Genomic DNA, 14,604 nt, shown 5'->3' with positions numbered 1-14,604 from the left:
GGTGCTAAGCCAAGGAGAACGATCAAGAATTGCTAACGGTTCTTGTCATACATTTGTCGGATTCAAGATAGCCAATTGGTTGTTACACGTTACCAAATAGGGCATAATATGAATATGGACACAGGAGTATACGGAAATGAGGGAATGAAATGAGCTACAACGATACATTCATTAAAGCATGTAAAAAGCAGGAGGTAGATACACTTCCTGTATGGTATATGAGGCAGGCAGGACGCTATGATCCGGCTTACCGCAAGATCAAAGAGAAATACAGCCTGCTCGAAATTTGCCAGCAGCCTGAGCTTGCAGCTGAAGTGACGTTGCTGCCCGTGCATAAGGTTGGAGTGGACGCGGCCATTTTATATTCGGATATTATGAACCCCGTCGCCTCGATTGGTATCGACTTTGATATTGTCAAAAATATTGGACCGGTTATTCACAACCCGATTAAATCAAGCGCGGATGTCGAGCGGCTTCGCCCGATTCAAGTGGAAAAGGACTTATCCCACATTATCAAAACGATTGAGATTCTTGTAGGCGAATTGCAGGTGCCGTTGATCACATTTGCCGGCGCACCCTTTACGATTGCCAGCTATTTGATCGAAGGCAAGCCATCCAAAAGCTATATTCGCACTAAAGAGCTTATGTATAACGAACCGGCGGTATGGTTTAAATTGATGGATAAGCTAGGCGACATGGTCATTACTTATTTAAAAGCGCATATCGCCGCTGGTGCTAAGGCCGTGCAGCTTTTTGACAGCTGGGTTGGGGCTTTATCTCCTAAAGATTTTCAATATTATGTATTGCCAACGATTACGCGGATTTTCGCTGAGCTGAAGCATTTGGAACAGCCCAAAGTTTATTTCCCAGGCGTTAGCTCAGGAGAGCTGCTTCCGCACTTACAGCAAGTAGCGGCAGATGTGATTGGGCTGGATTGGCGTGTTTCCATTGCTGAGGGCCGTCAAAGATTAGGCTCGCGGTTTGCCGTTCAAGGCAATATGGATCCTTACATCTTGACGGCTCCCATGTCAGTTATTAAAGAACAGGCTAAGGTCATTATCGATCAAGGCATTAAGGAGCCGGGTTATATTTTTAATTTCGGGCATGGCTTATTTCCAGAGGCCTCTATCGACAAGCTTCATGAGCTAACTGAATTTGTCCACTCGTATTCGACGGCTGCAATTGCTGCATCCAAGCAAGGAAGTGGTGTGTAAATGTCACAGCAGCGTATTGGTGTACTCGTTATGTCCTATGGCACACCAGAAAGCCTTGACCAGGTCGAAGCCTATTATACCCATATTCGTAGAGGCCGACCGCCTACATCTGAACAGCTTAAGGATTTGACAGATCGGTATGAAGCCATTGTCGGAGGCTTTTTTCCGCTTAGAGAAAATACGAACAAGCAGGTACAAGCTTTTGAAGATCGTTTGAACGCCGACCATCCAGGCTATTCCTTTGTTTGCTACCAAGGCTTGAAGCACGCTTCACCTTATGTGGAGGATGGCGTGGAGCAGATGGTTAAGGATGGGATTACGCAAGCCGTGGGCATCGTTCTGGCGCCGCATTATTCCTCGATGAGCGTAGGTGGGTATATCAAACGCGCACAGGATAAAGCCGATGAGCTCGGATTGTCTATCCAATTCGTACAAAGCTATCATTTGCATCCGAAGCTTCTTCTTGCACTATCAGAGCGGGTCAACGAATCCTTGCAGCGCTTTGTAGGCACGCCAAGGAACAATGTTCGCGTCGTCTTTACGGCACATAGTCTACCAGAGAAAATACTGGAAATCGGTGACCCGTACCCAGAGCAGCTGCTGGAAACAGCTCGGGCAGTCGCCGCACAAACCAGTGTTGATAATTGGCAGTTTGGTTGGCAAAGTGCGGGCCGGACCGGAGTGCCTTGGCTTGGACCCGACATTCTTGATATTTTGCATACTGTCGTCAAAGATGATCAGGTGGAGAATGTACTGGTCTGTCCCATAGGCTTTGTATCTGACCATTTGGAAGTATTATATGACCTTGATATTGAAGCGCAAAAGGTAGCTCGTGAATTGGGAATCCATTTGGAGCGTACAGCTTCGTTAAATACGGATCCATTGTACATGGAAACACTAAGCGATGTTGTATTCGCGCTATGTGAGAGGAAATGATGTCGGGTGGACAATCAACCTAAACGCGTTGCGGTTATTGGCGGTGGGATTACGGGCTTAACAGCCGCTTATTATTTGAAGAAACAGATGGCGGAGCAGGGCATTCCGCTTGAATTGACATTGATCGACAAAAGTGGGGTATGGGGCGGCCGGATTAACACCTTACACAAAGAAGGGTTCGTCATTGAAAAGGGACCGGACTCTTTTTTGGCGCGAAAATTACCGATGCTGGAGCTAGCTCGGGAATTGGGGCTAGAGGACCAATTGACCGGCACGAACCCTAATGCTAAAAAAACATATATCATAAAAGGTAACCAATTTCACAGGATGCCGCCTGGCCTTGTACTGGGGATTCCTACTGAAATGGGTCCGTTTATGAAGACAGGTCTGCTATCTCCTATGGGTAAAGCCCGCGCGGCACTTGATTTATTGCTTCCCAAGCGGCAAAGCACGGAAGACGAATCATTAGGGGCTTTTTTGGAACGGAGGCTGGGCAAAGAGGTATTAACCCAAATTGCTGAGCCTTTATTAGCAGGCATATATGCCGGGGACACGTATGCGTTAAGTGTGAAAGCGACCTTTCCGCAATTTCACGCTTTAGAGCAGAAGCACCGCAGCTTAATTAAGGGAATGACCATTAATCGCAAGCAGGGTGGCGAGGAAAGTAAAACATTGCCTGAAGCGGTGCGAAATACGGTTTTTTTGACTTTTAAAAAAGGTCTGCAAACGGTCGTTGATGGTCTTGTGGATGCACTCGACGATATTCGTTTTGTGAAAAATAGGGAAATAAGCCGAATTAGCAAAGTACAAAACGGAGCAGGGCAGAGTTACGATTTGTATGATGGCAATGGTGAAGTTGAACGGTTTGACGGGGTCGTTATTGCTTTGCCTGCATATGCCATATCATCTTTACTTGATGGGATTCCGGTAGCGGAGGAGTTAAGCAAGATTACTTACGTATCGGTTGCTAATGTGATTATGGCTTTCGATGAGTTGGATATGGTGCGTGAGGTAGATGGCAGTGGGTTGCTCGTTCCACGCAGTGAAGGGCGGTTTATAACGGCATGTACCTGGACTTCCTCTAAATGGCTACATGCTGCTCCTCCGGGCAAAGTATTGCTGCGTTGTTATGTGGGGCGTTCGGGAGATGAACGGTGGATGGGAATGTCAGAGGCCGAAATCATCGATGGGGTACGCCACGATTTACGTGAGCTCATGGGTATTACGGCGCAGCCGCAGTTTACGGAAATAACCAAAATGCCGCGTTCCATGCCCCAGTATCCGGTTGGCCATCTACAGATGGTGAATCGGGTTCGTAGCAGCTTGGCTGAGCAAATGCCTGGTGTTCTAGTAACCGGTGCTGCTTTTCATGGTGTCGGACTTCCCGATTGTGTAAGGCAAGGCAAGGAAGCTGCTCAGACACTAGTAGCATGGTTGTCAGCCAATAAAGCACAAGGTTAAAATCAAGGATGTAAGATTATCCTCTTAGCTTTGCAAGGTCGAGCTTCATTTCGGATCCCAAAAAGGTTAAAATCTGTCTTTCCTGGAAATCCCGGATGACCTGCATCAGGATGGGCTTTTGCACACCTGCCATTTGCGAAACCTCATCATAATTAAGCATCATTTTGATCGTGACGATGTTTCCGGTGCGGATGCCATTTTTGTTGGCGAGCTTAATCAGGCTCTTAATCACTCGGGATCTGGCATCCAAAAAGGTAAGGTCATGGACATGCTGGTTCGTATCACGCAAGCGATTGCTTAGCTCCCGCATGATGCATAAGGAAATATCGAAATTGGATTTCAGCAGATCCAAAAAATTAGGTGCGTTAAGAACGATCATCGTGCTGTCTTCAAGCGTTTGCGCCGATGCAGAGCGTGGCTTGCCGTCAATCAATGAAAGCTCTCCGAAGCTGTCGCCGGACTTAAACAGCGAAAGTATCTTTTCTTCACCAGAGGTGGCTGCTGTATAAATTTTCACACTGCCGCTATAAACAATATAAAATACCGATCCCGGTTCTTTTTCTTGAAATAAAATCGTATGGGCTTTGAATGATTTTCTGGTGCAAATATTGGAAATAATAGATAGTTGTGGATTGGTAAGACTGGCAAATAAGGGTACTTTTCGTAAAAAATCGATCATCATTTTTCCCCACTTCTTCATTAAAAGTTGGTCGCACAGCACTACATAGATCGAATTATTATATATCGATTTTTGCCGGTTTTCAAGTTATTTTATCGCAAAGGAAGGGGAGCTACATCGTGAATTCGAACAAACGTAATGATCAACGTTCGGCAAAAGCATTTGCTGAAGCGAGGGAGGTTATCCCAGGAGGGGTAAACAGCCCAGTCCGTGCATTTAAATCGGTAGGCCTGACTCCACTTTTTATGGAAAGAGGGGTAGGCTCTCGCGTATACGATATTGATGGCAATGAGTTCATAGATTATATCGGATCATGGGGGCCACTAATTGTAGGCCATTGTCATCCTGAAGTCGTGGAAGCCATAAAAAAAGCCGCAGAATTAGGGACAAGCTTTGGTGCTCCTACAGAGCTAGAAACCTTAATGGCGAAGCTGGTTATTGAAAGAATGCCATCGATCGAAATGGTGCGGATGGTCAATTCCGGCACGGAAGCAACGATGAGTGCGCTAAGGCTGGCCAGAGGGTATACGCGGAGATCAAAAATTTTGAAATTTGAAGGGTGTTATCATGGACATGCCGATGCCCTACTTATAAAAGCAGGCTCAGGGGTAGCTACATTAGGCTTGCCCGACAGCCCAGGTGTTCCGGATAGCGTAGCTGCCAACACGATAACGGTTCCCTATAATGATTTGGAATCGATCCGTGTTGCTTTTGAGAAGTATGGAGAAGAAATCGCCGCGGTGATCGTAGAGCCGATTGCTGGCAATATGGGCGTGGTTTTACCGCTGCCAGGTTTTTTGCAAGGGCTTCGTGACATTACTACCCGCTATGGCAGCTTGCTGATCTTTGACGAGGTTATGACGGGCTTCCGCGTTGGCTTGGGCAGTGCACAAGGCTTATACGGGATCAAACCGGATCTTACCTGTCTGGGCAAGGTTATCGGCGGAGGCTTACCTGTGGGTGCCTATGGGGGCTCACGCGAGATCATGGAGCATATGGCGCCTAGCGGACCGATTTACCAGGCCGGGACGCTTTCGGGCAACCCGCTTGCAATGGCGGCAGGGTATACGACATTGCGCCTATTAGGGCAACCGGGCGTCTATGAGGAGCTGGAACGCAGATCCGCCCGATTGGAAGCAGGCTTTCTGTCTAATGCACAAGAGCTAGGGATTGCCTGCACGGTGAACCGCGTAGGTTCGATGATTTGTCCGTTTTTTACGGACCAGCAAGTCACCGATTATGAAACCGCGAAGACCGCTAATTTGCAGCAGTTTAATCAATATTTTGCCGCTTTGCTTGACCATGGGGTCAGCGTAGCGCCCTCCCAATTCGAAGGCATGTTTGTATCCACTGCCCATTCGGATGAGGATATCGAGCAAACGATTGAAGTTCATTATAAATCGTTGCAGTCCCTGTCCCAGTAAAAAGGAAGTGGGACAACAGCTACGGCACAAGGGATTACTAGATCAAGAAAAAAGGATCAAACGCTGTAGTAGTTGGCGTTTGATCCTTTTTCTTGCATAGATGTGCTGTAGCTGTAGGAAAGGATTAGTTAACCTTTCACGGCGCTGCTGGTGTTGTTGGAGCCACAGGTGTTACTGGTGTGACAGGAGAAACTGTAAGGGGTGCAGCATTGCTGGCTCCTGTCGGAGCATTTGCTGCTGGCGTTGTAGTTGTTGGAGCCGTCACTGGTGCTGTTGTCTTTACACTTGTATCAGCGGCTGGAGTCGTTTTGGTTGTCGAATCGCTAACTGGTGCTGTTACGGGTGCAGGGCTTTTGACATTGGCATCGCTAGACGCTGGAGGTGTAATTGGTGGCGCTATATTATCGGCAGGTGCCAGGGTGCCGCCTGCTGGTACCTTAATGCTTGGGTCAGCCGTTGTAGGGACAGTAGGACTGGTACCGGTCGGTGTGGCATTGGCTGGTGCTGTTGTACCGGCCGCTGGCATAGTGTTGGTGCCAGGTGTTGTTGCCGTACTGCCTGTGGAACCTGTACCTGCTGGATTATTGCCCTGCTGCGGATTCCCCGTGCTGGTCACCGGCTTTGTTACATCCTTTGCCGGATCTGTAGTGCTGTTTGGTGCAGGGGAAACCGACGTCTTATTATCCTTTTGTGCAGGTGTTGTTGTTTCCGTACTGCCTGCAGGCTTGCTACCTGCACCATTCGTAGTTGTCCCTGCTCCTGTTTGGGTAGGTTTAACAGGTTCAACTGGCTTTGTGGGCGTAGTGGTAGGGGTTGTAGCAGCCTTAGGATTCGTTTTACGGGCGGCTTGCTCCTTCAAAAAGTCAGGGTGGTCGAAGGCGCCTCCTGCATTAATAGTGGTTAAGCCGTCCCAAACCCGATTGGCTACAGCATCCTCGGGATGGTCATACACGAGATAAGCAGAGGGCAGCCTGCGCTCTCCGTAACGGCTGGAAGGCTTCGTGACAAGTTCGCCGTTTACGACTAGCTCGGACGAGGCACCGCCATCGAGAAAGCCTGCATTAATAACATTCTCGGCAAGAAAGATATCCTGTATTTCTTTTAGGGTAGCTCCAACGCTATGCGTTTGCCGGCCATCGACGATAATGAAGATGACCGTGCCGTCTGCCTTTTGGGCGATGGCCGTACGGGGCGCACGGCTTACATCATTGATCGGAAGCGGCTTCCCATTGGCGATAACGCGCGGATAGAAGGATGCAGCCTCAGAAATCCCCATCTCTTTGAGCTCAAACATATTGTATTTACCGATAACGAGCGTTCCGTCCTTAGTAAAGCCGACGATATGCTGGGGAGTATTGCTTTCTTGGTCGGTGTAAATCACTTCGCCCCCGGAGATAATCGCCCCGATAGCAGCAAATCCGTTGCCTAAGCCTTCAGGATCGTCAAAACCTCCGGCATTTACACCAGCTACAGCTCCTGTTCGCTTTACCATAGCAGAGATTTTTTCGCCCTCTCCAGCTTTGGCAGGAGTCATAAGACGAATGGATTTGGGGTCATACACATACATCCGTTTGCCTTTCCAGAAGGTTCCCGATATATCTTCTACCTTGATCAGCTCATCGATTGTGCGGTTTTTGCGTGTGGCTATTGTTTGCACTGGCTGATGCTTAATCAGGCTAAATTGTTGCTTTTCCTCGGCATTTTCTTCAATGAACTGATGCATTTCACTAACCATGCTGTCTCGTTGTGCCGTACCTACGAAGATCCATGCCCATTCACGATGCTGTGTAATAATAACGGAATTGGCCATCCAGATCCGGATGTCTGTTCCCGGGCTTGTCAGAAATAAAAAGCTAGAGACTAGGAAGGTCAATAAAGTGAATATCATTAGGGAGCGTTTAAACCAACTCCAATCCTGAAGCTGCTGCTTGGTGGACTGAAAGAATTGTAGGGCAGTGCTCAATGTGTAGTCCTCTCCTATTTCAAAGTGTAAAAATAAATAAATACATCTAATTCTAGCATAAATACGGTGATTTTAATAGATGAATTTACTTGACAGAAAGGGGAAATGCCTTTTGTAGTCACGGATTTTATTTGCTACAATGGGTATAGATATCCTGAGAATGAGGCGGTATAACGGTGGAAAAATACAGTGTTTACGGGATTACGTTAGAAACCTATGTGGTTATGTTTGTGTTTTTTTTAATATTCCTGGGGCTGGTTGCTTATGGAGTCTACCATATGAAAAAGGTGAATAAATAGCATGGTTCCATGGAAGAAAAAGGGAGAATGGTTGGAGCTTATACTACCGCGTCCACTCGAATCCGAGGTCGATATTGGCGCTTATATCCGAATATCCGATCCGTACCTGAAAAAGTTAGTCAGAAGTGGCGGATTCTCCAGTAAAGGGAACCGGGTCAGCTTAAAGCTATTTCCTAATGAACTCCTGCATGATATGCAGGAATGGGTGCCAGTAGAAGTGCTTTACGAAGACGATTTCTGTCTGGTTGTCCACAAGTCTGCTGGGGTGAAGGTGCATGGGGATGGCTCCGGGGCAAGCAACGCCGGGCCATCTACTTTATCCGAGGCAGTCGCTAGCTATTATGAGAGCACAGGGCAGGCATGCAAGGTACGGCATATCCATCGTCTGGATGAGGATACGACAGGACCTTTGCTGTATGCAAAGCATGAGTGGGCGCATTTAAGGCTTGATGAAGCGATGCGCGACAAGTCGATTAGGCGCGACTATGTGGCAATTGTGCAAGGGCGGATAACCAAACCTAAAGGAATAATGGATGTGCCGATAGGAAAGGATCGCCATCATCCAGCACGCAGGCGTGTATCGCCAACCGGAGAAAGTGCAGTGACCCACTATGAAGTTGTGGAGTCCTTTAAGCAAGCCACCTTAGTAAGGCTTCGGTTGGAGACAGGGAGGACCCACCAAATCCGTGTTCATTTGAGCCATCTGGGTTTTCCAATTTGGGGAGATCGCTTGTATGGTGGGCAAAATACGGGGATATCCAGGCAAGCGCTGCACGGTGAATGTTTATCTTTTAGCCATCCGTTGACTGGCGAGCCAATCGAAGTTTATGACCCTTGGCCCCTTGATTTTCAGGAGCTATTGGCTACTCTGCAAAAAATATAGTCATGCTCCTTCCTCACAAACCATATAAATCTAAAGACAACTAAAACAGCTTAACTGGGTTGGATGATTTAGTTTTTGAAGGGAGGACAAGACAGTGGCCGAGCAGCAAAATGGGTTGCGGTTTGATATCTATGAACGGGTGCATTTGTCGGAGGGCTTAGCCGGCATAAAAGAACTGGAGAATGTGGAGCTCGTTCCTCATATTCAGGTTGTTCCTCATGACGACCAAGCGTTGCTACGGGGCAATCTGCTGTTGACAGGCACTTATGTGGATGAACAGGGTATGGGGAACCGTACGCTCGAACACCTGATTCCGGTTGAGATTACATTGCCCATGAACCGTGTACAGCGCACCCAGGACATTGCCGTTGAGATCGAAAATTTTGATGTTGACATTCTTTCTACACGAAGCCTCAATATTACAGGTGTGCTTTCTCTAAACGGACTGGAGGAGGTGGCGCTGTCCGTGGAGCGGAATCCATGGAATGAGGATGAGGAGGAGGAAGTGGTGTTTGTAAATAACCATGCTGCACCTCCCATCCAAGAGCGATCTCCGTTGCCGCCTCCAGATCCATTAGTCAACGAATGGGCGTTAGAGAACCAGCAGGAAGAACAGCTGTGGCTGCAAGAAGAAGCACTAATGGAGGCTGCACAGCAGCAAGTAGACATATCCACAGATGAAGTTTTAGTCGATGAGAAGAAGGAAATGAAAATTGCCTTTACAGGCAAACAACCGGAAGAACTCAAGGCTCCCAAGCCGATCGGCTTAACATCATTGCTAAGCAGCTCAGCTTCAGTCACAGCGGAGCAACGTACCGAGCAAGCCGGAGCCGGAGCCGGGGCTATCGCTCCAGGCGACAGGTTGGAATGGAAAAAACTATTATTGAATACCACCAATGACCAGCAAGAATTTCGCAGGCTCCGTTTATGTATCGTCCAAAAGGAAGAAACATTGGATACAATTGCGAAGCGTTACGAGTTAAACCCACGTGAGATCGCCTTATTCAATCGATTGCCGGAGCAGGAAGTAACCGAAGGGCAAATTGTATACATCCCTCGATAACTCGATAAGTTCCCGTACGGTATGAATAAACGCCCCTAAGCTGGCCCGAAATAGGGTTGGCTGGGGCGTTTTTCGGTTATAATGAAGAAGAAAGGGCTGATTGCAGGCCATCCTCATATTGACTCGATCGATAATGTTGTTTATCATAGGAATCATCATATGTTTCAATAACTTGGAAAGGGAATAGTAGGCAGCTAACCCATCAGAGAGCGGAATTGTTACGCTGAGAGGTTCCGTAGGATGTAACTTGCCGAAGTCGCCCTGGAGTTGCGATATTCAAGGCTTGCAGAAAAGCCCATCATCTCTTCGAAGGAACAAGAAGGTTTCGAAGGCTGAAGTGTGGGGTGGACTCTCAGGTATATAGATATTGCCGGTATCAGCCGTTATCTGTTGAAGTGCCGCATTTCAGAAGGAAGCAAGCTACTAGGGAAGGGAAAGCCGCCAGTTTTCGGCAGCATCCAGCTCAAGGCTTCGTTCTTATGCGGAATAAAGGTGGTACCACGGAAGCATATCCTTTCGTCCTTTGCGGCGGAAGGATTTTTTGTTGTTCAAAATAGTATGTATATGTCATGGAGGAACCAGCGATGGAAGAAGCAAAAATAGAAGCAAACACAACTGAAATGCCAACAACCTATGACCCAAAGGAAGCAGAAAAGAAATGGTATGATTATTGGCTGAAGGGCGAATATTTTAAAGCAGGCAAACGCAAGGATGCAGAGACGTATACGATCGTGATTCCACCGCCGAATGTAACCGGTATGCTGCATATCGGCCATGCACTGGACTGCACATTGCAAGATATTATGATCCGGACGAAAAGGATGCAGGGCTATGATACATTATGGCTGCCGGGCTCCGATCATGCAGGTATAGCTACCCAGACCCGGGTGGAGCAGAAGCTGCGTGAGGAAGGCATTACCCGTTATGACCTAGGCCGTGAAAAGTTTCTGGAGAAGGTATGGGAATGGAAAGCTCTTTATGCCGAATCCATCCACGAGCAGTGGGCGCAAATGGGATTTTCCCTGGATTATTCCCGTGAGCGTTTCACGTTGGATGAAGGCCTCTCGAAGGCTGTCCGCGAAGTTTTCGTAACGATGTATAACAAAGGCTTGATCTACCGCGGCAACTATATTATAAATTGGGATCCTGCGGCACGTACGGCGATATCGGATATTGAGGTTGAGCATAAAGAGGTACAGGGACATCTGTATCATTTGAAATATACGGTCAAGGACAGTGAGGATTACATCGTTGTGGCAACAACACGCCCAGAAACCATGCTTGGCGATACAGCCGTTGCTGTACATCCGGAGGATGACCGTTACAAGCATCTGATCGGCAAGATGATCACCTTACCATTTGTTAACCGTGAAATTCCGATTATCGGCGACGAGTATGTGGATAAGGAATTTGGAACGGGTGCAGTTAAAATTACGCCGGCCCACGATCCGAATGACTTCGAGGTTGGCAAGCGCCATGATTTGCCGCAGGTATTGGTAATGGATGAAACTGGTACAATGAATGATCTTGCAGGGGCATATAAAGGGCTGGACCGGTTCGAATGCAGGAAGCAGATCGTTGCCGATATGAAGGAAAACGGTGTCCTTGTGAAGATCGAGGATCACGTACACCAGGTTGGGCACAGTGAGCGCAGCGGCGCGGTGGTTGAGCCTTATTTATCTACACAGTGGTTCGTCAACATGAAGCCACTGGCTGAGAAAGCAATCGAATCACAAAAATCAGGTACAGGGGTTCATTTTGTCCCCGACCGCTTTGAGAAGACTTATTTATATTGGATCGAAAACGTCCGGGATTGGTGTATTTCCCGCCAGCTGTGGTGGGGGCACCAAATCCCTGCTTGGTATTGCGAGGATTGCAATGAAATCCATGTAGCACATGACTTGGTGGAGGTATGCTCGAAATGCGGCAGCACAAATCTGCGACAGGACGAGGATGTACTGGATACATGGTTTAGCTCCGCGTTATGGCCCTTCTCGACACTGGGCTGGCCCGATGAAACCGAGGATTTAAGCCGCTTCTATCCAACTAGCTTGCTTGTAACAGGTTACGACATTATTGGCTTTTGGGTTTCGCGGATGATCTTCACGGCATTGGAATTTACCGACCAAATTCCTTTCAAAGACGTGCTTATGCATGGCTTGGTACGTGATGCGGATGGTCACAAGATGTCCAAATCGCTTGGCAATGGTGTAGATCCGCTGGAGGTTATTGAGAAGTATGGCGCCGATGCAATGCGGTTTATGCTCTCCACAGGCTCGACATCCGGCCAGGATTTGCGCTTCCGCTGGGAGAAGGTAGAGCAGGCACGTAATTTTGCTAATAAAATTTGGAACGCCTCCCGATTTGTCTTGATGAACCTGAACGGCTTTTCTATCAAGGATATCGATTTGACAGGTACGCTCAGCACAGCAGACCGCTGGATTCTGCATCGCTTGAATGAAACGGTACGCGATATTACCAGGCTGATTGATTCTTACGAATTCGCGGAAACCGGGCGTTTGCTGTATAACTTCATTTGGGATGACCTCTGTGACTGGTATATTGAATTTAGCAAGCTTTCTCTATATGGTACTGACGCACAAGCAAAAAAAACGACACAGTCCGTTCTTGCTTATGTAATGGATCAAACTCAACGCCTTATTCATCCGTTTATGCCTTTCCTCTCCGAAGAGATTTGGCAGCATCTTCCTCATGAGGGCGAAACGATTACACTTGCACCTTGGCCGGTATATAAGGAAAGCTGGGAGGCCGCGGAAGCGGTACGCGAGATGGATCTGCTGATGGATGTGATTCGTGCCGTACGCAATATTCGTGCTGAAGTTAATGTGCCGATGAGCAAAAAAATTGAGCTGCTCGTAAAGCCGGCAAATGCTGAATATTTGGCCATCCTTAAGCGCAACGAGGAATATATTCGCCGTTTTAGCAATACCTCCTTGCTTGAGGTCAGCTTAACGATCGTGAACCCGGACAAAGCGATGACGGGCATCGTTACAGGTGCTGAGCTGTATTTGCCGCTTGCTGGCTTAATCGATATATCGCAAGAATTGGTACGTTTGGAAAAAGAATTGCAATCGTTGCATGGTGAGGTTGAGCGGATCGAGAAGAAGCTTGGAAATGCAGGCTTCGTCGCCAAGGCTCCTGCCAAGGTGATTGATGAAGAAAAAGCGAAGCTGGCCGATTACGCTGATAAGCGTGATAAAGTAATTGCCCGCTTGGCAGAGCTGAGAGGGTGAGTACAAGTGAGTAATGAGGCGAAGGAAACACAACTAAATTTGGATGGTAATTCCAATGCTGCTGATAGGGTAGATGCATTTCAAAGTGCGGCAGAGGCGATAGATTGGATCGTCAACCTGGTGAAATTCGGGATTAAACCAGGTCTCAAGCGGATGGAGCGGTTGATGGAGCTGCTGGGCAATCCAGAACGCCGTCTGAAGTTTATTCATATTGCCGGGACTAACGGCAAAGGCTCGGTATGCGCATATCTGACCGAGGTGCTCAAGCAAAGCGATTATGGGGTGGGCACCTTTACTTCTCCGTACATTGAGAAATATACGGATCGAATCCGCTGGAACGGATCGAACATGGCTGACGAGGATCTGCTTTTCACGGTGAACAAGCTCAAACCATTAGTCGACCAGGTTGCTGCGTCTGAATTGGGCCAGCCTACTATGTTCGAGGTATCGACTGCGGTAGCGATCGATTATTTTGCCAAAACGGCTTGTGTAGATTACGTAGTGTGGGAGACGGGTTTGGGCGGACGGCTGGATTCGACGAATATCGTCAAGTCCATTATGACGGTAATTACAAATGTAGGCCATGACCATATGGAAATACTGGGGAATACGCTGGAGGCGGTGGCTGCAGAAAAGGCAGCGATTATTAAAGCGGGCATGCCTGTAGTGAGCGCGGTTGACCAGCCAGGCTTGATCGATATCCTTGCACAGGAAGCCAAATCCAAAAACTGCACGCTTTACTTAAATAACCGGAACTTCCGCTATGAGGTCCTTTCATCGCAAGAGAATGAACAAATTTTCAATTTTGAAGGGCCCTTTCGCTCGATTAACCAAGTATGTATATCTATGAATGGAACACATCAATTACAAAATGCCGCAGTTGCGCTGATGACCCTTGAACTGCTGCGCCAATACTATGCATTAATCATCGAAGATGATGTGCTATTACGTGCGATGAAAGAGACCCGTTGGGCTGGACGGTTAGAGATGGTCTCTACGGAGCCTCGCATCCTGATAGACGGAGCCCACAATCCGGAAGGCGGCGCGGCGCTGGCGCAAGCGCTTAGGGATACCTACCGCTATGACCAGCTACATTTTGTTATGGGAATGCTGTCAACCAAGAATCATTCCGGTTATTTGCGGCATATACTACCATTGGTGAACACTTTAATTGTTACGGAACCAGTGTGGTACAAAAAAGAAGAGGCAACCAAGCTAGCTGAGCTAGCTGCAACGATCGCTAAGGAAATGAACCTGCCTGATATTGAAATCATTGCAGAGCCGGACTGGAGGGTAGCTTTAGAGCTGGCAAAAAGCAGAACAACAGAGAAAGATTTGGCCGTTGTGTCCGGTACCTTATATTTAATAGGGGATGTCCGTTCCTGGATCCTTTATCAATCCGATTCTGAAAAAGGCTGGTGAGAGCGG

11 protein-coding genes and 1 other annotated feature are annotated in these 14,604 nt (G+C 47.9%); of the genes, 9 read left to right on the top strand and 2 right to left on the bottom strand.

Translation table 11 applies throughout. The features are described from left to right. Positions 1-149 precede the first annotated feature (149 nt). Genes hemE through hemG form a run of 3 tightly spaced genes read left to right on the top strand, consistent with a single transcriptional unit; the run spans position 150 to position 3,611 of the window. Positions 150-1,214, top strand: coding sequence for a uroporphyrinogen decarboxylase (hemE, locus tag G9U52_RS09740; protein ID WP_166148816.1), 1,065 nt, complete (start codon positions 150-152; stop codon positions 1,212-1,214). After that, entirely contained in the window at positions 1,215-2,150 is a 936-nt protein-coding gene (gene hemH / locus G9U52_RS09735; RefSeq protein WP_166148814.1) for a ferrochelatase, read from the top strand. Positions 2,151-2,156: 6 nt separating this feature from the next. Continuing rightward, positions 2,157-3,611 (top strand): protoporphyrinogen oxidase, encoded by a 1,455-nt coding sequence (gene hemG / locus G9U52_RS09730; protein ID WP_166148812.1) that lies wholly within the window; start codon positions 2,157-2,159, stop codon positions 3,609-3,611. A gap of 16 nt (positions 3,612-3,627) precedes the next feature. On the opposite strand, the gene G9U52_RS09725 is transcribed toward hemG, so the two are convergent. Next, entirely contained in the window at positions 3,628-4,311 is a 684-nt protein-coding gene (locus G9U52_RS09725) for a Crp/Fnr family transcriptional regulator (protein ID WP_207952875.1), read from the bottom strand. Between the two features lie 98 nt (positions 4,312-4,409). Here G9U52_RS09725 and hemL point away from each other — a divergent pair, with 98 nt between their 5' ends. Next, on the top strand, positions 4,410-5,714 hold the full coding sequence (hemL, locus tag G9U52_RS09720) for a glutamate-1-semialdehyde 2,1-aminomutase (RefSeq protein ID WP_375790242.1): 1,305 nt from the start codon (positions 4,410-4,412) through the stop codon (positions 5,712-5,714). 136 nt (positions 5,715-5,850) lie between these two features. On the opposite strand, the gene G9U52_RS09715 is transcribed toward hemL, so the two are convergent. After that, on the bottom strand, positions 5,851-7,677 hold the full coding sequence (locus G9U52_RS09715; protein ID WP_243767242.1) for a phosphodiester glycosidase family protein: 1,827 nt from the start codon (positions 7,675-7,677) through the stop codon (positions 5,851-5,853). Positions 7,678-7,853: 176 nt separating this feature from the next. Between G9U52_RS09715 and G9U52_RS40835 the strand changes: the two genes are divergently transcribed. The 5 genes from G9U52_RS40835 (at position 7,854) to G9U52_RS09695 (ending at position 14,598) form a co-directional block, all read left to right on the top strand. Continuing rightward, positions 7,854-7,976 carry a hypothetical protein gene (locus tag G9U52_RS40835; RefSeq protein WP_279538585.1) on the top strand — a complete coding sequence of 41 codons (123 nt, stop codon included), beginning with the start codon at positions 7,854-7,856 and terminating at the stop codon, positions 7,974-7,976. A gap of 1 nt (position 7,977) precedes the next feature. Further along, positions 7,978-8,859 carry an RluA family pseudouridine synthase gene (locus G9U52_RS09710; RefSeq protein ID WP_166148808.1) on the top strand — a complete coding sequence of 294 codons (882 nt, stop codon included), beginning with the start codon at positions 7,978-7,980 and terminating at the stop codon, positions 8,857-8,859. 94 nt (positions 8,860-8,953) lie between these two features. Further along, positions 8,954-9,922 (top strand): LysM peptidoglycan-binding domain-containing protein, encoded by a 969-nt coding sequence (locus tag G9U52_RS09705; protein WP_311764839.1) that lies wholly within the window; start codon positions 8,954-8,956, stop codon positions 9,920-9,922. Between the two features lie 164 nt (positions 9,923-10,086). Then, positions 10,087-10,449 (top strand) — a binding site (T-box leader). A gap of 57 nt (positions 10,450-10,506) precedes the next feature. Beyond that, positions 10,507-13,176: a valine--tRNA ligase gene (locus tag G9U52_RS09700; protein WP_166148806.1), complete on the top strand. Its 2,670-nt coding sequence runs from the start codon at positions 10,507-10,509 to the stop codon at positions 13,174-13,176. Positions 13,177-13,215: 39 nt separating this feature from the next. Further along, positions 13,216-14,598: a bifunctional folylpolyglutamate synthase/dihydrofolate synthase gene (locus G9U52_RS09695; RefSeq protein ID WP_243767275.1), complete on the top strand. Its 1,383-nt coding sequence runs from the start codon at positions 13,216-13,218 to the stop codon at positions 14,596-14,598. The last annotated feature ends 6 nt before the right edge of the window (positions 14,599-14,604 follow it).

The organism is Paenibacillus agricola (genome assembly GCF_011440305.1).
In the GTDB taxonomy this organism is placed as follows: domain Bacteria; phylum Bacillota; class Bacilli; order Paenibacillales; family NBRC-103111; genus Paenibacillus_S; species Paenibacillus_S agricola.
Note: the sequence above shows the minus strand (reverse complement) of the source record. Positions and strands in the feature narration are given on the sequence as shown.